Genomic DNA, 26,330 nt, shown 5'->3' with positions numbered 1-26,330 from the left:
CACAACGTGCTCACACGTGCTGCATCACCAGCACGAATGTGGTGCCGGGCACCAGCGCCTCGTACACATGCGGAACATCTCCGCGATAGGTCAGATAATCCCCGGGGTTCAATTCGACGGTTTCTCCGCGTGGCCCCGCCTTCACCTGCCCGCCGCATACGACGAGGTGCTCGACCGTTCCCGGAATGTGCGGTTCGGACTCGCGCGGCACGCCGGGCTCCATCCGCAGGTGGTAGATGTCCCGGCGGGCGCCGGGCGGGCAGGCCGACAGCAGGGTGGCGGCGAAGTCGGCCCGCTCCGACGCGACCGTGGGCCCCTCCCCCGCCCGGATCACCTGGACGCCGGACACCGGCGGCTCGACCAGCACGCTGAACGGCACGCCCAGCGCCACCCCCAGCGACCACAGCGTCTCCACGCTCGGGTTGCCGACGCCCGCCTCCAGCTGGGACAGCGTGGACTTCGCGACGCCGGCCCGTTTGGCCAGCTCGGACAGGGAGAGCCCGACCCGGGCGCGCTCACGCTTCAATGCCCCGGCGATCCACTCCATCGGAAGCCGGTCGGGCCGTTCGGGTGTCTCGGACATCTGGTTCGTTCGCTCCATCGGTACGACCGTTCACCTTGACGAACGCCACTCTACTCGTTCACTGTAGAGAACATGCGTTCGCCAAACCGAACAATCCGGCCCTGGAGGAGGACCTCCCTGGTCCGGGACAGTTCACTCGTCTGGCTGGCCGGCGGGATCGTCGGCGTCTCCTTCGGCGCGGTCAGCGTGGCCGGCGGCCTGCCGGTGTGGGTCCCGGTCGTGATGTCCCTCGTCGTCTACGCGGGCTCGGCCCAGTTCAGCGCGGTCGGCGTGCTGCTCGCCGGCGGCGGCCCGCTGGCGGCGGCGGCCACCGGCCTGCTGCTCAACACCCGCACGGCGGCCTTCGGCCTGGCCGTCGCCGACCTCCTCGGCCCCGGCCGGGTCACCCGTCTGCTCGGCGCCCACCTGGTCACCGACGAGACGGTCGCCTTCGCCCTGGCCCAGCCGGACCTGGCCCGGCGCCGTGCCGCGTTCTGGGTCTCGGGGCTCGGGCTGTTCGCCGTGTGGAACGCGGGGGTGCTGGCCGGCGCCCTCGCCGGCACCGCCCTCGGCGACACCGGCCGCTACGGCCTGGACGCGGCGTTCCCCGCGGTGCTGGCCGCCCTGGTGCTGCCCGCGCTCCGCTCGGACCGGGGGGTACGGCGCGCGGCCCTGCTCGGCGCGGCGATCGCCCTCGCGGTGACCCCCGCCGCGCCCGCCGGGCTCCCGGTCCTGCTCGCCCTCGCCGCTCTTGTCACCCTGCCGGCGGTACGGCGATGAACGCGACGGTCCTCATGATCCTCGCGCTCGCCCTCGGCACGTACGCCTTCCGCCTGGTGGGCCCGGCGCTGCACGGCCGGGTGGAGATCCCGGCGCGGGTCCAGGAGCTGGCGTCGGCGGCCGCGGTGGTCCTCCTGGTGGCCCTGCTGGCCACCGGCGCTCTCACCGAGAACGGCGGTTTCGCGGGCTGGGCCCGCCCGGCCGGGGTGCTGACAGGTGGCGTACTCGCCTGGCTCCGTGCCCCGTTCGCGGTCGTGGTCCTGGCGGCCGCGACGGCGACGGCACTGCTGCGGGCGGCCGGAGTCGGCTGAGCGCTCCGCTGGAAGTGCCGCGGCACGCCGTCCGCCGGCTGCCGCCGCGCGGCCGGTCGTGCCCACGCGACGGCAGCCGCGGATCGGATACGGCCCGCGCCGTTCAGGGCGCTGCCGAACCATGGCGGGTGGGGCCTGCCCCGCTCAGCGCGCCGTTGTCGGTACCGCCCGCTAGGGTCCGCGAGCATGACCGCCGACTTCCTCACCGCCACCCGCACCTTCTACGACGCGATCGCCGACGACTACGCCGACCACTTCCGCGAAGATGTCGCCAACCGGCCGTTGGACCGGGCCCTGTTGGCCACCTACGCCGAACTCGTCGGCGCCGGCGGCACGGTGGCCGACCTCGGCTGCGGCCCCGGCCGCGTCACGGGCCGCCTGGCCGGACTGGGGCTGTCCGTCTTCGGGCTCGACCTGTCCACGTCGATGCTCGCCGTCGCCCGCCGCGAGAACCCCGGCCTGCGCTTCGTGCAGGGCTCGATGCTGGAACTGGCCGTGGCGGACGGCGCGTTGGACGGAGTGGTGTGCTGGTACTCGTCCATCCACACCCCGGACGACCATCTGCCCGCGCTGTTCGGGGAGTTCCGCAGGGTGCTGCGGCCCGGCGGCCGGCTGCTCCTCGCCTTCCAGGTGGGGGACGCGGCCCGCCGGTTCGAGGACCCCTGGGGGCACCCGGTGGCGCTGGACTTCGAGCGGCGGCGGCCGGAGCAGATGACGAGACTGCTGACGGAGGCCGGTTTCCGACTCCACTCCAGCACGGTGCGGGCAGCGGACGCGGGGCTCGGGGAGACGAGTCCGCAGGCGTACCTCATCGCCACCTCCTGATCGGCGGACGCCCGCCGGGGCCAGGGGCTGTCCTGCGGATCGAGTCGCAGGACCGCAGCGGTGACTGGCAGCCGAGGTGAGCGGGATCGCGCGCGGGGGCACCCCCCTCGCGGCGGGCGACGCGGTGGGGCACCCCTTCCGGGGGAGGGCGTGCCAGACCCCGCGCTGCGGCATGATCCGTCCGCCGGACAGCCCCGAGCCGCCTAAGCCAGTCGCTCGCGCAGCAGGGTGCGCGCGGAGACGGGCTGGCGGCCGAGCAGCCGGGACAGGGTGGGGTCGGTGGTCGCGAACTCGTGCTCGCGGGCCGCGGTGAAGATGCTCAGGAGGTGGTCGGCCGTCTCGGCGGGGACGCCGCCGGCCGCCAGGTGCGCGCGGAACGTGTCGTCCGGTGCGGTGGTCCGGGTGATCGTACGGCCGGTGAGCTCGCTCGCGAGGGCGGCGAGGTCGGCGAAGGTGAGCGCCTCGGTCCCGGTGAGCGGGGGCGTCGGCCCCTCGAAGCGGTGGCTCTCGTCCGCGAGGATCACCGCCGCCGCCTCCGCCAGGTCGGCGTGGGCCGTCCAGCAGACCGGGCCGTCGGCGGGCAGGACCACCTCGCCCGAGGCCAGGCCCGGGGCGAGGAAGTCGAGGCCGCTGGAGGCGTGGAAGCCGTTGCGGAGTGAGGTCCAGGGGACGCCCGAGGCGGCCAGGGCCTCCTCCGTGGCCGCGTGGTCGCGGCAGGCCTGGAAGCGGGAGGTGGGGCTCGCGCCCATCTGGGCGGTGTACACGATGCGGCGGACGCCGGCCGCGACGGCCGCGTCGACGGCGGTGCGGTGCTGCCGTACGGTCTCCTCGCCCATCCGGTCGACGGAGACGATCAGTATCCGGGTGGCGCCCTCGAAGGCGTGCGCCAGGCCGGCCGGTTCGGTGAAGCTGCCCCGCCGTACCCGCACTCCCCGGTCCGCGAGGGCCCGCGCCTTCTCCGGGTCACGGACGCTGACGCCGACGCGGTCCGCCGGTACGCGGGTCAGCAGGCTCTCCACGATCCGGCTTCCGAGCTGTCCGGTGGCTCCGGTCACGACGATCACTATGCCCTCCAGCGGTCAACAGTCAGTATCAATGGAAACGCGTACACAGTAACACTGATACTAACGCTGGAATCAAGCACGCGATATCGTTGATACATGCCATCGGGACCACGTGACACGACCGCCACCGCCGCCTCCGCCGACACCCGGCAGCGCGTCATCGACGCCGCCATCGGGCTGCTGGAGCGGGAGGGACGGGATGCCGTCACCACCCGTGCGGTCGCCGTCGCCGCGGGGCTGCAACCCCCGGCCATCTACCGGCTGTTCGGGGACAAGGAGGGGCTGCTGGAGGCCGTGGCGGAGTACGGGTTCGCCACGTTCCTGGCGAGCAAGCGGGTCGTTCCGGATCCCGAGGACCCGATCCAGGACCTGCGGGACAGCTGGGACCTGGCCGTGCGGTTCGGCCTGGAGAACCCGGCGCTCTACGCGCTGATGTACGGCGACACCTCGCGCAGCGGCTCGGCCGCCTTCCAGGCCGGGCTCGGGATCCTGCGAGGCCGGGTGCGGCGGCTGGCCGCCGGGGGGCTGCTGCGGGTCAGCGAGACCCTCGCGGCCAACGTCATCCACGCCACGGCCCGCGGCGCGGTCCTCACCTGGCTCTCCATGCCGGGCGCCGACCGCGACCCGGCCCTGCTGACCACCCTCCGCGAGGCGATGGTCACCGCCGTCACCACCGAGAAGCCGGCCGTGCGGACCCCGGGCCCGGCCGGGTCGGCCCGGGCGCTGCGCGCCGCCCTCCCCGACCAGACGGTCCTCAGCGGCGCGGAGCAGCACCTGCTGCGCGAGTGGCTGGACCGTCTGGCCGACGAGAGCTGAGGCGGCCGAGAGACCCGGGGCCTACCAGGCGACCGGCAGCTCCAGCGGGAAGCGGCGGATGGTCTTGGTGTCCCAGCGGACCTCCTCCGGGGGTACCGCGAGGCGGAGTGCCGGGAAGCGGTCCAGGAGGCGGCCCACGGCGACCTCCAGTTCGGCCATCGCCAACGGCACCGCGATGCACCGGTGGCCGCCCCAGCCGAACGCCATGTGGAGGGCGTCGGGACGGCCGGGCACGATCTCGTGGGGGTCCGGGAAGCGGGCCGGGTCACGGTTGGCCGTCAGGTACGACACGTGGACGAAGTCGCCGCGCCGGATGAGCGCGCCGTCCATCTCGACGTCCTCCAACGCCACCCGGGGAATGCCCACCCCCTTGCGGAAGGGGATGTACCGGAGCAGTTCGTGCAGGAAGTCCGTCAGGTTCTCGCGGTGCGCCCGGGCGTACTCGGCCAGTTCCGGCCGGGTCAGCAGCAGATACACGATGTCGCTGATCTGGCAGGTCGCCGTGTCCTGTCCGCTGAGTGTGAACGTCAGGGCGAGGACGGCCAGTTCCTTGTCGTCGAGCTGGTCCTCGCCGTCCCGTGCCTCGGCGAGCACACTGATGATGTCCGTACCGGGGCTGTCGCGGCGTTCGGCGACGAGCTTCATGAAGTACGCCGTCAGGTCCTCCTTCGCCGCGCGTGCGACGTCCCGGTTGCCCGCGCCGACCACCAGCAGGCGGTGGACACCCTCCTGCATCCGCGGCCACTCGGCGCGTTCGATGCCGAGCAGGTCCAGGATCGTGTGCTGGGGAAGGGGGTCGGACAGGTGGCGGACCAGGTCGGCCGGCGGGCCCGCGGACTCCATCTCGTCCATCAGCCGGTCCGCGAGGAGGGTGATCCGCTCCCGCATCCGGTCCACGTGGCGCGGGGTGAAGGCCTGGGTGGCCAGATGCCGGATCCGGCTGCTGTACGGCGGGTCCATCACGTTGATGGACTCGGGGGAGATGATCGGCTCCGCCGTGAGGCGCGGATAGTCGTGCTGGATGATCGCGGCCCGGCTGAAGCGGTGGTCCGTGGTCACCTTCTGCACCGACTCGAATCCGGTGACCAGCCAGGCGTCCCCCTCTCCGTACGGCAGCCGGATCCTGGCGAGGGACTCGCGCTCCATGAGATCGGCGAGAACCGGGTCGAAGTCGAGGGCCTCGCTGAACGCGAAGGGGCAGGTGACCGTCTGGTCGCGGTGCGTCGTCATCAGCCGGTCACCCCCGCCGTCGGGACCGCGGTGTCGATCCGCGCACCCCGCAGGACCACGTCGAGGTCCCGGCGGGGCAGGCCGGTGTGGGGCGTGTACCGCTTCATCTCACCCGGCCGGCCCGGGGTCCTGGTGGCCTCGGTCCGGTCGGCGGGCTCGGTCAGCACGGGTTCGCTCAGGGCGCGCGGGCGTTCCCGGCGGGGCAGCGCGCGGACGGCCGGGGCCGCCGAGCCCACGAGTACGGGGGCCTCGGCACCCGCGGCGAGCAAGCCGCGCCGGGTGGCGGGTGGTCGGGCGAGGATGATCCGCTGTCGGTTGTCAGCCATGGTGTACCTCCATCCGCGATGGAAGCACGGGGGATATCCGGGAGCCGTGATTCCGCCCGGCAGTGAGGCCAGGTGGCCTAACCACAGCCGACGTCGTGTGACCTACTTCGGGTAGAGGCTCTCGATCTCCGTCGCGAAGTCCTTCATGATCGCCTCCCGGCGCAGCTTCATGGAGGGGGTCAGGTGCCCGGCCTCCTCGGTGAAGTCGGCGGGGAGCATCTCGAAGCGGCGGATGGACTCGGGGCGGGAGACCAGTTTGTTGGCCTCGTCGATCGCGCGCTGCAGGACGGCCCGCAACTCGACGTCGTCCATCAGGAGTTCCGGCGGTACCGGGTGCTTGCCGTTCATCTGGCGCCAGTGGGTGAGGCCGTCCCGGTCGAGGGTGATCAGGGCGCTGACGTAGGGCAGCCCGTCGCCGACCAGCATCACCTGGGAGATGAGGGGGTGCGAGCGCAGCCAGTTCTCCAGCGGGGCGGGGGCGACGGACTTGCCGCCGGCCGTGATGAGCATCTCCTTCTTGCGGCCGGTGATGGTCAGGTAGCCCTCGTCGTCCAGTTCGCCGAGGTCGCCGGTGGCCAGCCAGCCGTCCCGGGTCGCCGGCACGACCCCGCCGGCCTGCGGGTCCCAGTAGCCGCGCAGGACGTGGTCACCGGCGATGAGGATCTCGCCGTCGGCGGCTATGCGGACCTTGGTGCCCGGCATCGGCCAGCCCACGGTGCCGAGGCGGGGCTTGAGGGGCGGGGTGCAGGTGCTGGCCGCCGTGGTCTCGGTCAGGCCGTAGCCCTCGTAGATCTGGATGCCGGCCCCGGCGTAGAACGCGGCGAGGCGGCGGCCCAGCGGGGAGCCGCCGCAGATGATGTGGCGGACGCGGCCGCCCATGGCGGTGCGGATACGGCGGTAGACCAGCGGGTCGTAGAAGCCGCGGGCCGTCTTCAGGGCGCGGCCGGGCCCGCTGCCGGTGCCGGTCTGTTTCGCCTCCAGCGCCTCGCCGTAGCGCCGCGCGACCCCGGTGGCCCGGTCGAAGATCGAGACCCGGCCGCCCGCCTCCGCCTTGGCGCGGGCGGTGTTGAAGACCTTCTCCAGCATGTAGGGGATGGTGAGCAGACAGGTCGGTTTGAAGGCGGCGAGGTCCGGGAGCAGTTCCTCGGCCCTGAGGCTGGGGGCATGGCCGAGGCGCACCCGGGCGCGGACGCAGGCGATCGCCACCATGCGGCCGAAGACGTGGGACATGGGCAGGAAGAGGAGGATGGAGACCTCTTCGTTGTTGCGCGCCTTGAAGACCGGGTGGAGGAGTTCGACCGCGTTGTCGACCTCGGCGAAGAAGTTGCCGTGCGAGAGGGCGCAGCCCTTGGGGCGGCCGGTGGTGCCCGAGGTGTAGATGAGGGTGGCGAGGGTGTCGGGGCCCAGCATGCCCCGCCGTACGGCCACCTCGGCGTCCGGCACCTGAGCACCGGCCTCCGCGAGCCGGTCCACGTGCCCCTTCTCCATCACCCACAGGTGCCTGAGGTCGGGCAGCCGGTCGAGCTCGGGGCCGAGTGCGGCGGCCTGCGCGGAGCTCTCCGTGACCAGGGCGACGGCCCCCGAGTCGTGCATGATCCAGCGGGTCTGGAAGACCGAGGAGGTCGGGTAGATCGGCACGGTCACCAGGCCGGCCGCCCAGGCGCCGAAGTCGAGGAGCGTCCACTCGTACGTCGTCCGGCTCATGATCGCGATCCGGTCGCCCGGCACCAGCCCCTCCGCGATCAGGCCCTTGGCCACCGCCAGCACCTGCTCGGCGAACCGTTCCGCCGTCACATGCTCCCAATCCCCTTCGCCCGCGGCCGGCTTGCGGCTGAGCACCACGGCGCCCGGCTCCGCCTCCGCGTTGTCGAACGGCAGGTCGGCCAGCGACCCGTGCCGCACCGGCGGCGCGAACGGCGGTACGTACGCCTCCCGCACCACCCCGTCCAGCCGCTGCACGAGGGGCTCGACCAGGATCGGGTTCCCGTCGTAGTCCGTGGCCTGGATCGCCACGCCGGGAGCGACGGGGGCGGTGTTCGGATGAGAGAACTCGGAGAACGTGGACACGGGGCGGCTCCTCGGGCGCGCAGCGGTGAACTGCTTGCTGCATGACGTACGTGCCTCGCGCACCGAGGCGTTCACCGGCACCGGCCCTCGGAAAGGAGTTACCGGCGGTTCAGGCTGGAGATCGTACGGGGCCGCTGTGGCGGGCCTGTGGGCATTCGGAGGTTGTCCGGGGACGGGCCTGTGCAATCCCGGAGGTTACGTGAGGGTCCTTCACGTTCGGCCCGTTTCCCGGTACTTGACAGCTGTGACATAGGCTTACCTACGGTAACCTTACTCCAGAGTCAGGAATCGGGCGACATCGGGGACGGACATGACGGACCGCTATCTGAGCTTCGCCGGCACGGCACCCGGCCGTTTCCTCACCCGCCGGCTCGGGCTGCCGCAGCCGGCCCGACTGGTCCGGCCCGGGCAGGGGCCGTCCCCAGCGGGTGAGGTGCTGCACCTCACCGCCGGCAAGTCCGCCCTCGACCTGGCACCGGTCCTTGCCCGCACCGGGCTCGCCCCGGACGAGTCGGGCACCCCGGCCGCCGTCGTCCTCGACGCCACCGGGGTGCGGGACGTCGACGCGCTGGCCGAGGTGCACGCGGCCCTCCACCCCGTCGTACGGTCCGTCGCCGCGAGCGGCCGGGTGGTGGTGCTGGGCGCGCCGCTGGACCCCGCCGACCACCACCAGTGCGCCGCGCAGCAGGCGCTGGAGGGGTTCACCCGGTCCCTGGGCAAGGAGATCGGGCGCGGCAGGACCGTCAACCTGGTCCGGCTCGCCGGAACCGCGGTGGCCGCCGAGTCCACGCTCCGCTTCCTCCTCTCCCCCCGGTCGGCGTACGTCAGCGGGCAGGTCATCGAGGTCGGGGCGGGCGACTTCACCGTCCCGGGCGACTGGGAACGGCCGCTCGCGGGGCGCACCGCGCTGGTCACCGGGGCCGCGCGCGGGATCGGGGCCGCCGTCGCCGAGACGCTGGCGCGCGGCGGGGCGCGGGTCGTCGTCCTCGACGTACCGGCCGCGGCGGCCGACGCGCATGCGGTGGCGGAGCGGCTGGGCGGAACCGCGCTCACGCTCGACATCACCGACGCGGACGCGGGAGCGCGGATCGCCGACGCGCTGCCGCAGGGGCTGGACGTCCTCGTCCACAACGCGGGGATCACCCGCGACCGGCGGCTGGTCAACATGCCTGCCGAGCGGTGGAGTTCGGTGCTGGAGGTGAACCTCGGGAGTGTGCTGCGCACGACGGACGCGCTGCTGGAGCGGGGCGTTGTGCACCCCGGCGGGCGGATCGTGGGCACCGCGTCCATCGCCGGGCTCGCCGGGAACGCGGGGCAGACGAACTACGGGGCGAGCAAGGCGGGGATCGCCGGGCTGGTGCGGAGCCTTGCGCCGCGGGCGCTCGCGGAGTTCGGGGTGACCGTGAACGCGGTGGCGCCCGGGTTCATCGAGACGCGGATGACGGCCGCCGTGCCTTTTCTCATCCGGGAGGCGGGGCGGCGGATGAACTCGCTGGCGCAGGGTGGGGTGCCGGGGGATGTGGCGGAGACGGTGGGGTGGTTGGCGGAGCCGGGGTCGGGGGCGGTGAACGGCCAGGTGGTGCGGGTCTGCGGGCAGAGTCTTCTGGGGGCGTGACGATCGTGCGGCGGGTGCGGGCGCCTGGGGGCCGGTCGCGCCCGCACGGCGGCAGCCGCATGTCAGACAGCGCCCCGTGCCCCTGCGAGCAGGGAACTTCCGTCACCGGCGGTGAAAGGCAACCTCTGTGATCATCCTTGACCGGGCCCCTTCCCTGGGTCCTCTGCTCGCTCTCGGCGCGCTGCGGTCGCCCCTCAAGAAGCCGGACGCCGATGCCCCCTTCCCCCGCACCGGCCTCCTCCTCCGCCTCCGCCCCGACCTCGAAAGGCTCGCCGCCTACGAACGTGTCTGCGGGTTCGGCCCCGGGGACGACGGGCTGCCGATCACGTACCCTCACGTGCTCGGGTTTCCGCTGGCGATGCGCCTCATGAGTGCGCGGGAGTTTCCGTTGCCGTTGCTCGGGCTGGTGCACACCTCGATCGAGATCGCGCGGTATGCCGAACTTCCCGGGGACGGGACGTACGACGTCTCCGTGCACGTCGAGAAGCTGAGTCCGCATCGGCGGGGCACCGAGGCCACCGTCGTGACCGGGATGCGGGCCGGTGAGGACGTCGTGTGGGAGTCGCGGAGCACGTATCTGGCGCGGCACCGGACGCGGCACTTCGGTGAGACGGGCCGGACCGAGCCCGGGACCCTGCTGCCCCTCGTCGAGGAGTGGCGCATCGCCGGGGACGTCGGCCGCCGCTACGGGGCCGCCTCCGGAGACCGCAACCCGATCCATCTGCATCCGCTCACCGCCCGTCTCTTCGGCTTCCCCCGGGCCATCGCGCACGGCATGTGGACGGTGGCCCGGTGCCTCGCCGCACACGGGGTGCCGACGGCGGCTGACGTGCGGGCCGAGTTCCGGGCGCCGGTACTGCTGCCGGGAACGGTCGGATACGCCGCCGAGAACGGCCGGTTCCAGCTGCGCAGCGGAGACCGGGTGCAGGTGGAGGGCAGTGTGCGCCCGCGCGTTGCCCGGTGATCCGCCAACGCCGTACAAGAACCTGCGCCGCCGGGCGTCGTGTGCCGGACCGGGCCGGTCACGGCGGGGACCACGGCCGGCCCTCCATCAGGTTGCCCAGACCCGCCCAGGCGAAGTTCATCAGGGTCGCCGCCGCCTGCCGGGCCGTCACTCCCGGGGTGGCGTTGGCCCAGGCCGCGAGGGACTCGGCGGCGCCCACCAGGGCCTCGGCGAGGCCGGCGACCTCACCCTCGCCCAGGTCGGGGTCGCGGTGCGCCTCGCGGGCGGCGGCGACGATGAGCTGGGTCACGAACGCGACGATCTCCTCGCGCATCGCCGCGACCTCGGCGGCGAACCCCTCGCCGTGCGTGCGGGCCTGGAGGTGCAGCACCGACCAGCCGTCCGGGTGTTCGGCGGTGTACGTGAAGAACGCCCGCAGCCCGTCCCACAGTTGCCGGTCGGCCGGCAGATCACGGTCGACGCCGCTGCGGACCGCCTCGGTCAGCGCCCCGGCCTCACGGCGGATGCAGGCCGTGAACAGGTCTTCCTTCGAGTTGAGATACAGATACACCAATGGCTTGGAGACACCGGCGAGTTCGGCGATCTCGTCCATCGACGCGGCCATGTAGCCGCGCTGGCCGAAGGTCCGCACGGCGGCGTCCAGCATCTGCTGCTCACGTACCGCGCGCGGCATCCGCTTGGTCTTGACGGTCCCCATGGGACAAAGCGTAGTTGGGACCGGAAGCGAGGGAGTCGCTCAGGAAGAGGCCTGGGCCTGCTCCGGGGTCTCCGCCACCTGGTCGACCGCCTCGTCCTCCTGGCTGCGGTTGGCCTCGATGTTGGCCTTCATCCGCTCGACCCGCTGCGAGACCTGCACCGAGGCGCGGTCCCGCTCCTTGCGCAGCACGACGAAGCTGATCGGCGCCGACAGGACGAGGGAGAGCAGCAGGACCCACAGGAAGTTGGAGTCGCCGAAGCCACGCGGGAACGCCCCGGCGTAGACGAGGCCCCAGACGACGAGGAGGCAGCCCGCGAAGATACCGAGGCGCATCAGCGTGTAGCGGAGCATCTCAATCCAGTCTTCCGATGACGAAAAGGGGCACCGTCCAGTGAAGCACGCCGCGGGGCCGATCTTGCACCGGGGTCGGGTCAGGTGAGCGGGAGCAGCATGGTGATGTCGTCGCGGTCGTCGCCGGGTGCGACGCGGACCGCGGCGGGGACCCGGCCGACCTCCTTGTATCCGCAGGAGCCGTAGAAGTCCTCCAGGCCGAGACCGCCGCGGCAGCCGAGCCGTATGGCGTCGATGCCCTCGAAGCCGCGGGCCGCGTCGGCGGCGGCCGCGAGCAGGTCGCGGCCGTGTCCCCGCCCCTGGTGCCTCGGGTGCACCATCACCGTGTACAGCCACACCCAGTGCTTCATCAGCCGGTGCGTGTTGAAGGAGAAGAAGGCGGTGGCGGCGACCTCGCCGGCCGCGTCGTGCCCGACGAGGAGGCGGTGCCGGCCCTCGGCCATCGCGACGAAGTGCCTCACCAGCTCCGGCCGGATCTCCTCGGAGGTCACGGGGGCGACGAAACCGACGGCACCGCCGGCGTTGGTCACGTCCGTCCACAGGTCGAGGACGCCGTCACGCAGGGCGGGGGTGACGGCGGGGTCGAGGGTGAAGGTAAGGGGCATGACCGCATCGTATCCATTACGACAGTCGCTGCGACAGTCACTGCGACAGCGATGACGGCAGCGATCACGACAGCGCCTGCGCAGCCACTTCCAGATCGGCGACGAGGCCCTGGTAGGCATGCTCCCGGTCGTCCGCGCGCAGGACGGAGGAGGGGTGGACGGTGGGCACGAGCCGCTCCGGCCGGCCGTGGATCTCCCGCTCCAGCACGGTCCCGCGCATCTCGCCCACCCGGAACGACGGCCCGAGCAGCGCCTTTCCGGCGGTGGCGCCGAGGACGACGACGAGTTCGGGCGCCACGACTGTCAGCTCGGCGGCGAGCCAGGGGGCGCAGGCCGACATCTCGCGCAGAGTGGGGGGCTTGTGGACGCGGCGCTCACGGGTTGCGGCCCAGGTGAACTTGAAGTGCTTGACGGCGTTGGTCACGTAGGCGTCCGCGGGGTCGAGACCGGCCTCTTCCAGAGCCTTGCCGAGCAGCCGCCCGGCGGGCCCGACGAAGGGCTCGCCCTGCCGGTCCTCTTGGTCACCGGGCTGCTCACCGACGAGCATGACCCGGGCGTGCGCGCTGCCCTTGCCGGGGCGCCGGCGGTGGACATGAGGTCCGGGTACCCGTCGTGGGGCTGCGGACCCGTCCCGGCCGCGGGTGCGTCGTGGCTGATCGCGCAGTTCCCCGCGCCCCCAAAGGGGCGCACCGCAGCGGCCCCTTCTTTCAGGGGCGCGGGGCTGTATCGACATGCGGCTCCGCCGCGTGGGCGCGATCAGCCACGACGCACCGGCGGCCCGCTCACACCCGCATCGGCTGCGGGGACTCCCTGCGCGCCGGGTCCGGGCCGTCGTACTCGCGGATGATCTCGTACCGCGTGTTCCGTTCCACCGGCCGGAAGCCCGCGTCGCGGATGAGGTCCAGCAGATCCTCACGGGTGAGCTTGTTCGGCGTGCCGTAGTTGTCCGCGTCGTGGGTGATCTTGTACTCGACCACCGACCCGTCCATGTCGTCCGCGCCGTGCTGCAACGCCAGCTGCGCCGTCTGGACGCCGTGCATGACCCAGAAGACCTTGACGTGCGGCACGTTGTCGAACAGCAGCCGCGACACCGCGAAGGTCTTCAGGGCCTCCGCGCCGGTCGCCATCTGGGTCCGCGCCTGGAGCCGGTTGCGTACCTTGCCGTCCTTCATGTCCACGAAGTCGTGCTGGTAGCGGAGCGGGATGAAGACCTGGAAGCCGCCGGTCTCGTCCTGGAGCTCGCGCAGCCGCAGGACGTGGTCCACCCTGTGCTTGGGCTCCTCGATGTGGCCGTACAGCATGGTGCACGGGGTCTTGAGACCCTTCTCGTGCGCCAGGCGGTGGATCCGGGACCAGTCCTCCCAGTGGGTGCGGTGGTCCACGATGTGCTGCCGGACCTCCCAGTCGAAGATCTCCGCGCCGCCGCCGGTCAGGGACTCGAGCCCCGCGTCGATCAGCTCGTCGAGGATCTCGGAGGCCGACAGACCGGAGATCGTCTCGAAGTGGTGGATCTCCGTCGCCGTGAAGGCCTTGAGGGAGACGTGCGGGAGGGCCGCCTTCAGTTCCCGCAGCGAACGCGGGTAGTACCGCCACGGCAGGTTCGGGTGCAGGCCGTTGACGATGTGCAGCTCGGTGAGGTTCTCGCTCTCCATCGCCTTGGCGAGCTTGACCGCCTCCTCGATGCGCATCGTGTACGCGTCCTTCTCGCCCGGCTTGCGCTGGAACGAGCAGTACGCGCAGGACGCGGTGCACACGTTCGTCATGTTGAGGTGCCGGTTGACGTTGAAGTGGACGACGTCACCGTTCTTGCGCGTCCGCACCTCGTGGGCGAGGCCGCCGAGCCATGCGAGGTCGTCCGACTCGTACAGCGCGATGCCGTCCTCGCGGGTCAGCCGCTCACCGGAACGGACCTTCTCCTCCAGCTCACGCTTGAGCCCGACGTCCATGCCTCAACCTTTCTACGACAGCCTGACCGAGACTACTCCCCCGCCCTTCGGGCGGACGGCGCCCCCGAACGGTGCTTCGCGCCTACACCTCTTCCGGGAGTTCCCCCACCCGGTTCTCCCACTTCGTGGACAGCACGATCGTGGTACGGGTCCGGGAGACGCCCTTCGTCCCGGAGAGCCGCCGGATGGTCTTCTCCAGGCCGTCCACATCCGTCGAACGCACCTTGAGCATGAAGGAGTCGTCACCGGCGATGAACCAGCAGTCCTCGATCTCCGGCAGGTCCCGCAGCCGCTGTGCCACGTCCTCGTGGTCGGCCGCGTCGGAGAGCGAGATACCGATCAGGGCGGTGACGCCGAGGCCGAGCGAGGCCGCGTCGACGGTGGCGCGGTAGCCGGTGATGACCCCGGCCGCCTCCAGCCGGTTGATGCGGTCGGTGACGCTGGGTCCCGACAGTCCGACGAGGCGGCCCAGCTCCGCGTACGAGGCCCGGCCGTTCTCCCTCAGGGCCTGGATGAGCTGCCTGTCCACGGCGTCCATGCGATCGAAGCCTTCCGCTGAAGATTCCCGAAGTAGATAGAGGTGATGCAGAGGTGATGCAGAGGTGGTGCCGGGGGTGGGTGCTACTCGTTCGCGTCGTGCGCGCTCGCGCCGCCGAGCTCCCCTTCCCAGCGGCGGTAGAGCCGGTGCCCCACACCGGCCGCGTCCAGCACCCGCCCGGCGACGAAGTCGACGAGGTCCTGGATGTGGGTCGCGCCCGCGTAGAAGGCGGGTGAGGCGGGGACGACGACCGCCCCCAGGTCGTCCAGGGTCACCAGGTGGCGCAGGGTCTGGCCGTTCAGCGGGGTCTCGCGGACGGCGACGACGAGCGGCCGGCGCTCCTTCAGGGTGACGCCGGCGGCCCGCTGGAGCAGGTCCTTGGAGAGGCCGATCGCGACCCCGGCGACGGCGGCGGTGGACGCCGGCACGATCAGCATGCCCTTCGTCGGATACGACCCGGAGGACGGCCCGGCGGCCAGGTCCCCGGCGCTCCAGTACCGCACCCGGGCGAGGTCGCCCTGGAAGGCCACCGGCTTGCCGTCGGCCCCCCGTGCCAGCCATTCCCCCAGGTCGTCCCTCCAGTGCGCGTCCCGGAAGGAGATCCCGGTCTCGTCCAGCAGGGTGAGCCGCGAGGCCCGGCTGACCACCAGGTCGACGCTCTCCCCCGCGTCCAGCAGGGCACGCAGCACAGCAGCGGCATACGGCGTTCCGGACGCCCCGGACACCCCCACGATCCAAGGCACGCGCTGCGTTTCTCCTGCGTTCACATCTTGAGCGTACCGGCGCGCCGACCGAGGTTCAGGCCGGGTGGGGGGCCTTGGGGCCGACGCGGAGGCGGGAGGTGTCCACCGTGAGGCTGCCGAGCTTCGTCTCCACGGTCAGCCTGCCCCCGTAGGGGAGCGTGTCCCGGCCGAGGTATCCGTCCGGTACCCGCGGAACATGTCCTCGTACCGGGCGAGCTGCGAGTGCAGGCGGTCGCTGTCCGAGACGGTCACGTCGGCCTCCCTCTTTCTGCGCACGATGGCAGGCCGCACCGTATTCAGACGGTGAGCCCCCGCACCACGAGATCGAGGAGCGCGCACACGAACAGGGCAATCCCGATGAACCCGTTGACGCTGAAGAAGGCGCGGTTCAGGCGGGAGAGGTCGTGCGGGCGGACGATGGTGTGCTCGTACACGAACGCGCCCGCCACGATCACCAGCCCCAGCCAGAAGAACGCGCCCGCACCGGTGAGGACCGCGTACCAGACGAACAGCCCCGTCGTCACCGCGTGGCACACCCGCGCGCCCCAGATCGCCGCCGGGACGCCGAAGCGGGCCGGGACCGACAGGACGCCGATCTCTCGGTCGGTCTCGATGTCCTGGCAGGCGTAGATCAGGTCGAAGCCGCCGATCCAGATGCCGACGGCGAGACCGAGGATCACCGCGTCCCAGGACCACTCACCGCTGATCGCCAGCCAGCCGCCGATCGGCCCCATGGCCTGGGCGAGGCCGAGGATGGCCTGGGGGAAGTTCGTGAACCGCTTGCCGTAGGGGTAGACCACCATCGGGATCACGGCGACGGGGGCGAGTGCCAGGCAGAGGGGGTTCAGGAGGGCCGCCGAGCCCAGGAAGACCGCCACCGCGATCAGCGCGCCCGTCCAGGCGTGCTTGACGCTCATCGCGCCGGTGACCAGCTCACGGTGGGCGGTGCGCGGGTTCCGGGCGTCGATCTCGCGGTCGATGATCCGGTTCACCGCCATGGCGAACGTGCGCAGGCCGACCATGCAGACGGTGACCAGGAGCAGCCGTCCCCAGTGGATGTTCTTGTCCAGCTCGAACATCGCGGTCAGCGCGGCGATGTACGCGAAGGGCAGCGCGAAGACCGAGTGCTCGATCATCACCAGGCGCAGGAAGGCGCGGGTCCTGCCCGGCTGGGGCACCGCGGCGGCAGAGGCGCTCACAGGACGGACTCCGTCCGCCGGTGATCGACCGGACCTGCTCCGCCGCGGCGGAGCAGGTCCGCCGCCGCGCTGCCACGCATCGTCATCGCCCTGGCCCTCACAGTCCGTATTCCTTCCAACGCCGCGTCACCCGTTCCGCCGTATCGGGGTCCGACAGGACCATGTCCGGCCACCCGCCGTCGCGGGTGTAGCCCTCCTCGGGCCACTTCTTCGTCGCGTCGATGCCCGCCTTGCCGCCCCAGAACTGCTGGTAGGAAGCGTGGTCGAGGTGGTCGACGGGGCCTTCGACGACCGTGAGGTCACGGGCGTAGTCGGTGTTGCCGAGGGCCCGCCAGGCGACCTCGTGCAGGTCGTGGACGTCGCAGTCGGAGTCGACGACCACGATCAGCTTGGTGAGGGACATCATGTGCGCCCCCCAGATCGCGTGCATGACCTTCTGCGCGTGCTTCGGGTACTTCTTGTCGATCGAGACGATCGCGCAGTTGTGGAAGCCGCCGGCCTCGGGAAGGTGGTAGTCCACGATGTCCGGGACGATGATCTTCAGCAGGGGCAGGAAGAAGCGTTCGGTGGCGCGGCCGAGGGGGCCGTCCTCCGTCGGCGGCCTGCCCACCACGATCGACTGGAGCAGCGGGCGCCTCCGCATCGTCACGCAGTCGATGGTCAGGGCCGGGAACGGCTCCTGGGGGGTGTAGAAGCCGGTGTGGTCGCCGAACGGGCCCTCGGGCAGCATCTCGCCCGGCTCCAGCCAGCCCTCGAGGACGACCTCGGCCTGCGCGGGCACCTGGAGCGGGACCGTCTTGCAGTCGACCATCTCGATCCGCCTGCCCGCGATGAACCCGGCGAACAGGTACTCGTCGATGTCTCCGGGGAGCGGGGCCGTGGAGGCGTAGGTGACCGCCGGGGGGCAGCCGAAGGCGATCGCGACCGGGAGGCGTTCCCCGCGCCGGGCGGCCACCTGGTAGTGGTTGCGGCTGTCCTTGTGGATCTGCCAGTGCATGCCGATGGTGCGCCGGTCGTGGCGCTGCAAGCGGTACAGGCCGAGGTTGCGGATGCCGGTCTCGGGGTCCTTGGTGTGGGTGAGGCCCAGGTTGAAGAAGGAGCCGCCGTCCTGCGGCCAGGTGAACAGCGCCGGGAGCTGGTCGAGGTCGACGTCGTCCCCGGTCAGGACCACTTCCTGGACGGGCGCGTGGTCGGACTTGACCTTCTTCGGCGGCACGTGCGCCATCGCGCCGAGCTTCCCGAACGCCTCGCGCACACCGACGAAGCCGTGCGGAAGTTCGGGGCGCAGCAGTCCGCCGATCTTCTCGGAGATCTCGCCGTACGACTTCAGGCCCAGGGCCTTCAGCAGCCGCCGGTCGGTGCCGAACACGTTCATCGCGAGGGGCATGCCCGACCCCTTCACGTTCTCGAAGAGCAGGGCCGGTCCGCCGGACTTCTGCACCCGGTCGACGATCTCCCCGACCTCCAGATACGGGTCGACCTCGGCCTTGACACGCTTGAGGTCACCCTCGCGCTCCAGTGCCCGGAGCAGGGAGCGAAGATCGTCGTAAGCCATGGGTCCCAGTATCGGCCACCCGGGGTCCGGGGCCGGTCACCGCCCCCTGCATACTGGTCGGCCGTGAAAAGTCATCGCCGGTTACCGCTGCTCGCCCCGCTGCTCGTGCCGCTGCTCGTGCTCGCCGCGGCCTGTGCGCCGCCGCGGGAGGCCGGCGCCTCGCCGGTCTCCCCGCTGACCCGCGTGCCGGCCGCCGACCGCAGGACGGCACCCGACCTCGCCGGCAGCAGCCTCGACGGCAGGCCGGTCAGCCTCGCCGCCTACCGGGGCAGGGTCGTCGTCCTGAACGTCTGGGCGTCCTGGTGCGGGCCCTGCCGGGCCGAGGCGCCCGAACTGTCCAGGGCGCAGCAGGCGCTGGCGGCGCAGGGGGTCCAGGTGTTCGGGGTGGACACGGACGCCCGGCAGGACAAGGGGCGGGCGTTCCAGGACGAGCATCACCTGACGTACCCGAGCCTGCACGACGCCGGCAGCCGCAAGCTCGTCCGGCTGCCCAAGGGGTACCTGCCGCAGGCGCTGCCGTACACCCTCTTCATCGACCGGGACGGGAAGATCGCCGCGAAGTACCTGAGCCCCCTGACGGAGGCCGACGTCCGCACCATCACCCGGCCGCTGCTGGCGGAGTAGCGGGCGTCGTCACCTCGCGCCGCCGGCGAGGCACTTGTCCCCCTCCCGGATCGGCGCCACCAGGCGGCTCAGGTCCACCAGGACGGCGTCCGGGCTCGAAACGGAGCCGGCGATCGAGACCTCCACGGCGGGGCTGCGGCCGTAGGTGACCAGCTTCTTGCGGCCGCCCGTCGCCGTCTCGCGCCACACCCAGTCCACGCCGTCCACGCTGACGCACGCCTGCGTGGTCGGTGCCGGCGGATTCACACCGCACCGCAGCTCCACCGCTCCGTGCCCCCACACCGCGAGGCCCTCGAAGGTGACCCGGTCCCGCGTGCTGCCCCCGAGCCGGCCGGGGTACCGGTCGGCGAGCCGCGCACAGGCCGGGTCCGGCGCGAACGGCCCCTGCGCCAGGCCGAACACCGGCGAGTCCAGCTCACCGGCCACCAGCCCGCCCCCGACCACCAGCCCCACCCCGGCCAGCCCGGCCGCCACCCGGCCCCTGCGAGACCACCCGCGCACCCGCACCGCTTCCCCTCCCGTCAGCGGGGAACCATGATGCCCGGGTGCCGATCCGCGGCCTCGGCCACCCGCTAGTCTGGCCGCCATGCTCAGGTATCTGCCCTACTTGCTGGTCCTCGCGCTGTGGATCTACGCCTTCGTGGACTGCCTGAACACCCCCGAGGACGAGATCCGCGCGCTGCCGAAACTGGCGTGGGTGTTCGTCATCCTGCTCTTCGGCGAGGTCCTGGTCGGCCCGGTCGCCTGGCTGATCGCGGGCCGGTCCCGGCAACCACACGGACGATGGGTCGCACCGGACGACAACCCGGAGTTCCTGAAGTCCCTGAAGCCGGACGATCCACGCACCGACTGATCGCCCGAGCGCCTCGGCCTGCCGCTGGACAAGCCGACGTCCTGACACTCCACCGCGCACAAATCGCACCATTTAACACGCATTGGTGAAAACACGGCGAAAGCGCATGCTGCCGGGTTCGCACGCGGAGGATGCTCCCTGAACCGTTGCCGGCAGCGTGGAGAGGGATGTCTGTGGCCGACAGCATGGTCGAGAGGGCGAGGCGGGCCGCCGGGTCGTTCGGACTCGTGACCCCGATGGGCGCACGGGCGGCCGCGCCGGCGCCCTCGGCCGACGAGGAGTGGGAACTGCCCGGCGGCAGAGCCCGGGTGTACTACGGGGCGGGCCCCAAGGGCATGGTGCGGCCGGTCGTCCTGGCCGACGGACTGGGCCTCGGGCCGACCGACTTCGACTGGCTCTGGAACAGGATGGAGGACGGCCCGTTCCCGTTCGTGAGCGAACTGCGGCGCCGTGGACGCACGCTGGTCCTCGTCGGGTTCGCCGAGCGCGGCGCGTCCGTCCTCCAGAACGCCGAGACCATGACCGCCGCGGTCATGCGGACCGTCGCCGAGCAACTGGGCGGCGCCCGGCTGCTCGTCGGCGGGTTCGGCACGGGCGGCCTGGTCGCCCGGTACGCGCTGGCCAGGATGGAGACACAGCGCCTCGATCACCGGACCGGCGTCTACCTCTCGTTCGACAGCCCGCACCGGGGCGCCTGGCTGCCGATCGGCCTCCAGGCCTTCGCCCACCACCTCGCCCCGTACGACGACACCTACCTCCGGCAGATCAGCAGCCCCGCCGCCCGGCAACTCCTCTGGCGCCACCTGGACGGCATCGGCGCCACCCCCCAGGAGAGCCCGCTGCGGACCGAGTTCAAGCGGAAGCTCCACGACGTCGGCGGCTGGCCCTGCCTTCCCCGCGTCCTCGCCGTCTCCAGCGGCCGCGGCGACGGCACCGGCAACGGTGTCCGCGCCGGGGCGAAGACCCTGAGCTGCGCCGGCCCGCTCTTCGACGGCACCCGTTTCCTCGCCCAGGCGCAGGGCCGGCAGGCCGAGGTGGCCGCGGTGCACGGCGTCCTCGGCGGCCCCCATGCGATCACCACCGACGGCTTCCCGGAACTCGACGGCGCACCGGGCGGCACCCTCGAGTCCTTCGGCCTCCTCGCCGACGCGCTCGCCGCCGCCGGCGAGAACACCGAGGCCGCCCACCGCAGCGTGTGCTTCGTCCCCTCCGTCAGCGCCGTCGCCATCCGCGACCTCGACCAGCAGGCCGACCTCTACGCGGACATCGGCGAACTCCCGCCGGAGGACTCGGAGGCCGACGACTTCCTGCTCTCCTCCGCCAACGAGGCGCACGCCCTCATGACCGAGGAACTCGGCAGCTGGGTCCTGGACCGGCTCCCCGACTGAGCAGTGCTCAGCAGGGCGAGTCCGGCAAGTGGTCCCGCGCCCAGTCCCCGAGCGCCTTCAGCGACGGCTCCAGCGCCGCCCCCGCCGCGGTCAGCCGGTAGGAGACCCGCAGTGGCGGGCCCTCGTCGACCTCGCGGACCACGAGTCCCGCCGCCCCGAGTTCGGCGAGCCGGTCGGACAGCATGCGTTCGCTGATGCCGGGGATGGCGCGGCGCAGGCTGGCGAAGTGCGTCGGCCGGTCCAGCAGGACGGACAGGATCGGGCCGTTCCAGCGCTTGCCGAGCACATGGAAGACGCGCGTGATGCCGGCGTCGACGCCTTTGCACGCTTCCGGGTCATGCGCCTGCTCCACCGCCATGGGATCAGGATACAGCCCTCCGGGAGGGGGACTGAAAAAAAGTAAGCACCTGTGCTATCTATAGTCGAGTACGAATTCTTAGTTGCTGCGGCCCTGCCTCGGGCCCGTGTATCCGGAGACCTCTCATGGCCACTCTTCTCCACATCGACTCGTCCCTCCTCCCCGGCGGGGCTTCCTCCTCCCGTGCCGTCACGGACGCCTTCCGCACCGCCTGGCTGGCGCAGCACCCCGACGGCACGGTGGTCTACCGCGACCTGGCGGCGGACCCGGTGCCGCACCTCACCGCGGCCGCCCACACGGCCGGTTTCGCCGACCCCGCCACCCACACCCCCGAGCAGGCGGACGCCTTCGCGGCGCGGCTGAAGCTGATCGAGGAGCTGGAGCAGGCGGACGCGGTGCTCATAGGCGCCCCGATGTACAACTTCACGATCCCGTCGACGCTCAAGGCGTGGCTGGACAACGTGGTCCTGTTCAACCGCACGATGGGCGAGAACCCCTCCGCCAAGGGCACCCCGGTCACCGTGGTGGCCAGCCGCGGCGGCTCGTACGCGCCGGGCACCCCGCGGGAGCAGTTCGAGTACGTCCAGAACTACCTGACCGCGCTGCTGTCCGAAGGTCTCGGCCTGGACGTCGACTTCATCGTGCCGGAGCTGACCATGGCCCCGCAGAACCCGGCGATGGCCGAGCTCGTGCCGCTCTACGAGGCCTCCCGCGACCGCGCCCTCCAGGACGCGGCCAGCAAGGCGAAGGAACTGGCGGACCGTCTCGCCGCGTAACGTACGCACCGGCCCGCGGTCCCCTCGCGCGGGGCGGGTTGCGCCGCTCGGCCCCGGCACATGCGGCTCTGGCGGCGGGCGGTGGTGGTGGTGACGGACGCGTTCTGGCTTCCCGGCACGCCGGAGGCCGTCATGCGCGCTGACGCGGGGAGCTTCCGAGGGCTCCGGGCCCTCGGAAGTTCCCCCGTACGTGCAGGTTGTACGCCGGTGAGCCGCCCGAAGCGGACAGTGCGCCCCTGGGCCGCACCGGGAGCGATCCCGACACTTACCTCGTATGACGACTGCTCCCGCCGGTTCCACCACCAGTATCGCGCCCGAGTACGGCGACCGGGTCATCGCCGTGGAGGCGGCGGGCTCGGAACCGATCCCCGACGCCGAACGCCACGGCAGCCCGCTCCAGTTGCTGTGGACCTGGGCGTCCCCCAACATCGAGTTCGCGACCGTCTACATCGGCGTGATCGCGGTCCTCTTCTTCGGCCTGGACTTCTGGACGGCGACCGCCGCGATCCTGCTGGGCACCGCGCTCGGCGCGGTCACCCAGGGCGTGCTGTCGCTGGACGGCCCGCGGTTCGGCGTCCCGCAGATGGTGATCGGCCGCTTCTCCTTCGGCTTCCTCGGCAACATCCTGCCCTCCGCCGCCAACGGCCTGCTCGCGGGCGTCGGCTGGTTCGCCGTGAACAGCGTGAGCGCGGCCTTCGCCCTGAACACGCTGACCGGTCTGCGGCCCCTGCCCTCCCTCCTTCTCGTGGTCGTCGCCGAGATCCTGATCGGCTTCATCGGCCACAACTTCGTGCACACCTTCGAGAAGTACGCGTTCCCGGCACTCGCGGTGGTCTTCCTGCTGGCCGGGGTGTGGACGTTCAAGGACGCGGACCTCGGCGGGGGCGGCTCGGGCGGCGGCGTCGGCGGCTTCCTGCTCGCCTTCAGCGCCGCCTGGGGCTACGCGGCCGGCTGGAACCCGTACGCCACCGACTACTCCCGCTACCTGCCGCGCACCGCGAACAAGGTGAAGACGGTCCTGTGGCCGGCCGTCGGCCTGTTCGTGTCGGTCTCGATCGTCGCCGTCATCGGCGCGGCCTCGGCCACGATCATCGCCCCGAAGGACGCCACCCCGACGGCCGCCTTCACCGGTCACCTCCCCGGCTGGCTCGGTGACCTCGTCCTGCTCGCCATCATGCTCGGCGGGGTCTCGGCGAACGCCCTCAACGTGTACTCCGGCGCGATCTCCATCGCCTCCTTCGGCCTGAAGCTCCCCACCTGGCTGAGCCGCAGCGCCCTGGTCGTGGTGTCGGGCCTCGCCGGGACAGCGGCCGCCTGGGCCTCGCTGGACGACGCGGGCGCGGCCTACGAGGCGTTCCTGCTGGTCATCGCGTACTGGGTGGCGCCCTGGCTGGGGGTCGTGCTGGTGGAGCGGTGGCTCCAGGGCCGTACCGCCACCGACGAGGAGCTCGCCGCCCGCCTCGCCGACCGCTCCTTCACCAACTGGCCCGGGCTCGCCGCCCTGTTGATCGGCGTCGCGGTCTCCGTCCCGCTCTTCTCCAACCAGGAGGACTACGTGGGCTGGGTACCCGAGCACCACCCCGCCTTCGGCGACATCACCCCGCTGGTCGGCTTCGCGGTGAGCGCCCTGCTGTACGCGGCGCTGCGGATGCGCCGGCGAACCTCCTAGTCCCCCCTCCTGCTAGTCCTCGTCCCGCAGCCTGCGCCAGACACCGGTGCGGTGCAGCAGGAAGAGCGAGGCGGCCACGGCGACCAGCTGGAGTCCCACGGCGAGCAGCCAGAACTCGTCCCTGGTCTCCAGCCGGTTCGTCAGGAAGGAGAAGTTCATGCCGAAGAACCCGGTGAGGAACGACAGCGGCAGGAAGATCACCGAGACGATGGCCAACCGGTTGATGACGCCGTTCTGTTCGCCCGCGACCAGGGAGCCGTAGCTGGCGAAGGCCCGGCGGGTGGCGTCCTGGAGGGACTCGATGTCCGCGAGGACCACGCGCGCCGCGCGCTGGAACTCCCGGGCGAGCCGCTGCCGTTCCTCCGGGAAGTCGCGGCTCATCATCCTGCGGGTGATCACCTCTTCGACCGCCTGGAGGTAGGGCAGCAGCGAGTGGTGCAGGACGGCGGAGTGGCGGCGCAGCCGGGACAGCAGGTAGAACTGCTCGGGCCGCCGCCTCTCGAACATGTCGTCCTCCAGCTCCTCCACCTGGATCAGCGCGGCCACCGCGGCGCGGCGGAACGTCGCGAGCGCGTCCTGGAGCAGCAGGAACAGCATGGCCACGGCGTCGGCGGGCCGCTCCCGCCGCACCTGCGCCGTGATGTCATGCTCCAGAGCGGCCCGCAGGCCCCAGTGGGCGAGCACCAGGAAGCGGTCGCCCGCCAGGGCGTGCACATGGGCGATCTCGCCGTCGTGGACCAGCGGCACGACGAATCCGGCGACCTGCCCCAGGTAGTCGGCGCGCGCGGACTCGTCCGGGCTGCCGAACCATTCGAGTTCCTCCTCCGGGAGGCCGAGACTGCGGGCCACCGGCTCCTCTTCCGGGCTCTGCCGCTCCTGCAATTCGACATCGAGGAGCAGGAAGGTGTCCGTGGCCAGCCGCCGACGCGCCTCCCGCACGGAGACCCGCCTCGTGCCCCCGTCCGGCACCGACACCACCGTCACGATCATCACCACGCTCCCAGCGTGCGTGCGGCCCGCCGCGCGCGCACCCGCTGCCGCCGACCAGGTGCGGGCCGTCCGGGCGAGGGGGCGGCCCGGTAGGGCATGGTGCCCGGGGCCGCGCCGCCCCGGATGCGGGGGGCGCCCCTAGGCCACCGTCCGCAGCCCCCGGGCCCGAGCCGTCCCCGTCCCCCGTACCACCCGGTGTGCGCAGGCCGCCGTCAGGAGGTCGCCGAGCAGGTCGGGGTCGTCGATCTCCAGTCCGAGCAGGGACTCGATGCGTTCCAGGCGCTGGTAGAGGGACTGGCGGCCGATGTGCAGGAGGGCGGCGGTGCGGGTCGGGGAGCAGCCGTGCCGCAGGTGCACCTCCAGGGTGCGGACCAGATCGCTGGGGTGGGCCGCCTCCCAGGCGAGCAGCGGGCCGAGAGTGTGCTGGACGCGGGCGGCGAGGCGGTCGCGGTTGGCGGCGACCCCGCCCCGGGTCAGCTCGCGCTCCAGGGCGAGGGCGCGGGCCGAGGTCACCGCCGGGCCCTCGGGCACGGCCGGTTCGGCGGGCGGCACGGTCAGCGCGAGTTCCAGGGTGGTCCGGGCCGCCCGCAGGGTCTCGCTCCAGTGCAGCCAGCCGCCGGGACCGACCGCGTGGCCGACGGCGACCGTGGCCCCCGGCTCGGCGGCGCCCCGGAACGCCTCCTGCACGGCCCGCACGGGATCGCCGGGGACCGCGGCCGGCACCGCGAGCAGCGCGAGGACGTCCCCCGGGAACACGGCCCGCAGCACCCCGGCCCCGCCCAGCGCCCGTACCGCCCGGTCCACCGCGCCCACGCCGCGGCTGCCGTGCAGCGAGACGCCGAGGAGCCGGGCGCCGGGGCCGGGGCCGGGGTGGAACCCGGCGAGGGCGGCCCGCGCCTCCACCTCGGGCTGGTTGAGGGCCTGCCCGTCGGCCAGGTCGGCGAGCAGCGCCGCCGCGTGGTCGTCGCCCCAGGGCCGGACCACCGTACGGCGGCCGGACAGGCCCCGGGCCACGATCGCCCGGTTGGCGGCCTCGGTGATCCGCACGAACGGCACCACCCGGTGCAGGGCGAGCAGCGGCAGGCCGAGACGGCAGGCCTCGTCGGTCACCTCGGGCGGCATGCTGGGCAGCGCCCGCCCGACCTCCACCGCGAGCCCGGCCGCGCCGCGCGCCGCCAGTTCCCGCACGTACCGGCGGCGGACCTCGTCGCCGGTGTCGGTCAGCCCGAAGCCGTTGGTGAGGAGCAGCTCGCCGCCGTCGAGGAAGTTGGCGCCCTCGTAGACCTCGCTGGAGTGGACCCAGCGGACGGGACGGTCGAGGGCGCCCTCGCCGGCGAGGAGTTCGGGGCGGGCCGCCCGCACCGGGTCGAGGGCGAGGACTTCGCGGAGGGTGAGTGCGGGCACGGCGGCCTCCAGGGGACGGGCACGGCCGCTGACATTTCGTCCGGCCGGGGGTTGCCCGGAGGGTACTTTCCGCA

Annotated in this window: 28 protein-coding genes and 1 pseudogene; 11 read left to right on the top strand and 18 right to left on the bottom strand. The window is 72.2% G+C overall.

The genetic code is table 11. The features are described from left to right. Positions 1-10: 10 nt before the first annotated feature. A complete protein-coding gene (locus tag AB0P24_RS15805) occupies positions 11-583 on the bottom strand; it encodes a helix-turn-helix domain-containing protein (RefSeq protein ID WP_365794188.1) in 573 nt (190 codons plus the stop codon). A 72-nt stretch (positions 584-655) separates the two neighbouring features. On the opposite strand from AB0P24_RS15805, the gene AB0P24_RS15800 reads away from it, so the two are divergent. The 3 genes from AB0P24_RS15800 to AB0P24_RS15790 all read left to right on the top strand — a co-directional run bounded on the left by AB0P24_RS15800 (position 656) and on the right by AB0P24_RS15790 (position 2,478). Continuing rightward, positions 656-1,342, top strand: coding sequence for an AzlC family ABC transporter permease (locus AB0P24_RS15800; protein WP_365794186.1), 687 nt, complete (start codon positions 656-658; stop codon positions 1,340-1,342). Beyond that, positions 1,339-1,653 carry an AzlD domain-containing protein gene (locus tag AB0P24_RS15795; protein WP_365794184.1) on the top strand — a complete coding sequence of 105 codons (315 nt, stop codon included), beginning with the start codon at positions 1,339-1,341 and terminating at the stop codon, positions 1,651-1,653. Before AB0P24_RS15800 ends, AB0P24_RS15795 begins: the two co-directional genes overlap by 4 nt. A gap of 186 nt (positions 1,654-1,839) precedes the next feature. After that, on the top strand, positions 1,840-2,478 hold the full coding sequence (locus AB0P24_RS15790) for a class I SAM-dependent methyltransferase (RefSeq protein WP_365794182.1): 639 nt from the start codon (positions 1,840-1,842) through the stop codon (positions 2,476-2,478). Positions 2,479-2,681: 203 nt separating this feature from the next. On the opposite strand, the gene AB0P24_RS15785 is transcribed toward AB0P24_RS15790, so the two are convergent. Next, entirely contained in the window at positions 2,682-3,542 is an 861-nt protein-coding gene (locus AB0P24_RS15785; protein WP_365794180.1) for an NAD(P)H-binding protein, read from the bottom strand. A 96-nt stretch (positions 3,543-3,638) separates the two neighbouring features. Here AB0P24_RS15785 and AB0P24_RS15780 point away from each other — a divergent pair, with 96 nt between their 5' ends. Further along, positions 3,639-4,358, top strand: coding sequence for a TetR/AcrR family transcriptional regulator (locus tag AB0P24_RS15780; protein WP_365794178.1), 720 nt, complete (start codon positions 3,639-3,641; stop codon positions 4,356-4,358). 21 nt (positions 4,359-4,379) lie between these two features. Here AB0P24_RS15780 and AB0P24_RS15775 read toward each other — a convergent pair whose 3' ends face one another. From AB0P24_RS15775 to AB0P24_RS15765, 3 genes are all read right to left on the bottom strand, one after another. After that, on the bottom strand, positions 4,380-5,588 hold the full coding sequence (locus AB0P24_RS15775) for a cytochrome P450 (protein WP_365794176.1): 1,209 nt from the start codon (positions 5,586-5,588) through the stop codon (positions 4,380-4,382). Continuing rightward, the gene (locus AB0P24_RS15770) at positions 5,588-5,914 is read right to left on the bottom strand and encodes a hypothetical protein (protein ID WP_365794174.1); all 327 of its coding nucleotides are present in this window, start codon (positions 5,912-5,914) and stop codon (positions 5,588-5,590) included. The genes AB0P24_RS15775 and AB0P24_RS15770 overlap by 1 nt, the downstream gene beginning before the upstream one ends. Positions 5,915-6,016: 102 nt before the next feature. After that, entirely contained in the window at positions 6,017-7,927 is a 1,911-nt protein-coding gene (locus AB0P24_RS15765; protein ID WP_365794331.1) for a long-chain fatty acid--CoA ligase, read from the bottom strand. A gap of 364 nt (positions 7,928-8,291) precedes the next feature. Here AB0P24_RS15765 and AB0P24_RS15760 point away from each other — a divergent pair, with 364 nt between their 5' ends. Together AB0P24_RS15760 and AB0P24_RS15755 are read left to right on the top strand one after the other, a co-directional pair. Beyond that, positions 8,292-9,596, top strand: coding sequence for a 3-oxoacyl-ACP reductase (locus AB0P24_RS15760; RefSeq protein WP_365794172.1), 1,305 nt, complete (start codon positions 8,292-8,294; stop codon positions 9,594-9,596). A gap of 127 nt (positions 9,597-9,723) precedes the next feature. Further along, complete coding sequence (locus AB0P24_RS15755) at positions 9,724-10,560, top strand: MaoC/PaaZ C-terminal domain-containing protein (protein ID WP_365794170.1); 837 nt, start codon at positions 9,724-9,726, stop codon at positions 10,558-10,560. A gap of 58 nt (positions 10,561-10,618) precedes the next feature. On the opposite strand, the gene AB0P24_RS15750 is transcribed toward AB0P24_RS15755, so the two are convergent. The 9 genes and pseudogenes from AB0P24_RS15750 to AB0P24_RS15710 form a co-directional block, all read right to left on the bottom strand. Next, complete coding sequence (locus tag AB0P24_RS15750) at positions 10,619-11,257, bottom strand: TetR/AcrR family transcriptional regulator (RefSeq protein WP_365794168.1); 639 nt, start codon at positions 11,255-11,257, stop codon at positions 10,619-10,621. A gap of 39 nt (positions 11,258-11,296) precedes the next feature. After that, a complete protein-coding gene (locus tag AB0P24_RS15745) occupies positions 11,297-11,608 on the bottom strand; it encodes a DUF4229 domain-containing protein (protein ID WP_365794166.1) in 312 nt (103 codons plus the stop codon). Between the two features lie 80 nt (positions 11,609-11,688). After that, positions 11,689-12,213: a GNAT family N-acetyltransferase gene (locus AB0P24_RS15740; protein WP_365794164.1), complete on the bottom strand. Its 525-nt coding sequence runs from the start codon at positions 12,211-12,213 to the stop codon at positions 11,689-11,691. A 64-nt stretch (positions 12,214-12,277) separates the two neighbouring features. Then, positions 12,278-12,787 (bottom strand): annotated as a pseudogene (locus AB0P24_RS15735) (UdgX family uracil-DNA binding protein); the annotation flags it as partial. 208 nt (positions 12,788-12,995) lie between these two features. Beyond that, entirely contained in the window at positions 12,996-14,159 is a 1,164-nt protein-coding gene (gene mqnE / locus AB0P24_RS15730; protein WP_181803833.1) for an aminofutalosine synthase MqnE, read from the bottom strand. Positions 14,160-14,241: 82 nt separating this feature from the next. Beyond that, positions 14,242-14,697: an Lrp/AsnC family transcriptional regulator gene (locus AB0P24_RS15725; protein WP_103812702.1), complete on the bottom strand. Its 456-nt coding sequence runs from the start codon at positions 14,695-14,697 to the stop codon at positions 14,242-14,244. A gap of 83 nt (positions 14,698-14,780) precedes the next feature. Next, positions 14,781-15,440: a UbiX family flavin prenyltransferase gene (locus AB0P24_RS15720; RefSeq protein WP_365794162.1), complete on the bottom strand. Its 660-nt coding sequence runs from the start codon at positions 15,438-15,440 to the stop codon at positions 14,781-14,783. Between the two features lie 296 nt (positions 15,441-15,736). After that, positions 15,737-16,639: a menaquinone biosynthesis prenyltransferase MqnP gene (gene mqnP, locus AB0P24_RS15715; RefSeq protein ID WP_365794160.1), complete on the bottom strand. Its 903-nt coding sequence runs from the start codon at positions 16,637-16,639 to the stop codon at positions 15,737-15,739. Positions 16,640-16,736: 97 nt separating this feature from the next. Continuing rightward, complete coding sequence (locus tag AB0P24_RS15710) at positions 16,737-18,194, bottom strand: menaquinone biosynthesis decarboxylase (protein ID WP_365794158.1); 1,458 nt, start codon at positions 18,192-18,194, stop codon at positions 16,737-16,739. A 63-nt stretch (positions 18,195-18,257) separates the two neighbouring features. Between AB0P24_RS15710 and AB0P24_RS15705 the strand changes: the two genes are divergently transcribed. Next, on the top strand, positions 18,258-18,818 hold the full coding sequence (locus AB0P24_RS15705; protein ID WP_365794156.1) for a TlpA disulfide reductase family protein: 561 nt from the start codon (positions 18,258-18,260) through the stop codon (positions 18,816-18,818). Positions 18,819-18,827: 9 nt separating this feature from the next. On the opposite strand, the gene AB0P24_RS15700 is transcribed toward AB0P24_RS15705, so the two are convergent. After that, a complete protein-coding gene (locus tag AB0P24_RS15700) occupies positions 18,828-19,319 on the bottom strand; it encodes a DUF3515 family protein (protein ID WP_365794154.1) in 492 nt (163 codons plus the stop codon). 85 nt (positions 19,320-19,404) lie between these two features. On the opposite strand from AB0P24_RS15700, the gene AB0P24_RS15695 reads away from it, so the two are divergent. After that, a complete protein-coding gene (locus tag AB0P24_RS15695; protein WP_365794152.1) occupies positions 19,405-19,671 on the top strand; it encodes a PLD nuclease N-terminal domain-containing protein in 267 nt (88 codons plus the stop codon). Positions 19,672-19,838: 167 nt separating this feature from the next. Further along, positions 19,839-21,059, top strand: coding sequence for a hypothetical protein (locus tag AB0P24_RS15690; protein WP_365794150.1), 1,221 nt, complete (start codon positions 19,839-19,841; stop codon positions 21,057-21,059). A 7-nt stretch (positions 21,060-21,066) separates the two neighbouring features. Here the strand turns inward: AB0P24_RS15690 and AB0P24_RS15685 are convergent, their stop codons facing one another. Continuing rightward, complete coding sequence (locus AB0P24_RS15685) at positions 21,067-21,417, bottom strand: helix-turn-helix domain-containing protein (protein WP_365794148.1); 351 nt, start codon at positions 21,415-21,417, stop codon at positions 21,067-21,069. 125 nt (positions 21,418-21,542) lie between these two features. On the opposite strand from AB0P24_RS15685, the gene AB0P24_RS15680 reads away from it, so the two are divergent. Together AB0P24_RS15680 and AB0P24_RS15675 are read left to right on the top strand one after the other, a co-directional pair. Then, positions 21,543-22,193, top strand: coding sequence for an NAD(P)H-dependent oxidoreductase (locus tag AB0P24_RS15680; protein ID WP_365794146.1), 651 nt, complete (start codon positions 21,543-21,545; stop codon positions 22,191-22,193). A 274-nt stretch (positions 22,194-22,467) separates the two neighbouring features. Continuing rightward, a complete protein-coding gene (locus AB0P24_RS15675) occupies positions 22,468-23,862 on the top strand; it encodes a cytosine permease (RefSeq protein ID WP_365794144.1) in 1,395 nt (464 codons plus the stop codon). A 12-nt stretch (positions 23,863-23,874) separates the two neighbouring features. On the opposite strand, the gene AB0P24_RS15670 is transcribed toward AB0P24_RS15675, so the two are convergent. Next, positions 23,875-24,852 carry a CorA family divalent cation transporter gene (locus tag AB0P24_RS15670; RefSeq protein WP_365794329.1) on the bottom strand — a complete coding sequence of 326 codons (978 nt, stop codon included), beginning with the start codon at positions 24,850-24,852 and terminating at the stop codon, positions 23,875-23,877. A gap of 138 nt (positions 24,853-24,990) precedes the next feature. Then, on the bottom strand, positions 24,991-26,256 hold the full coding sequence (locus AB0P24_RS15665) for a PucR family transcriptional regulator (RefSeq protein ID WP_365794142.1): 1,266 nt from the start codon (positions 26,254-26,256) through the stop codon (positions 24,991-24,993). Positions 26,257-26,330: the final 74 nt, after the last annotated feature.

This window comes from Streptomyces sp. NPDC086519 (assembly GCF_040686075.1).
Taxonomy (GTDB): domain Bacteria; phylum Actinomycetota; class Actinomycetes; order Streptomycetales; family Streptomycetaceae; genus Streptomyces; species Streptomyces shenzhenensis.
Note: the sequence above shows the minus strand (reverse complement) of the source record. Positions and strands in the feature narration are given on the sequence as shown.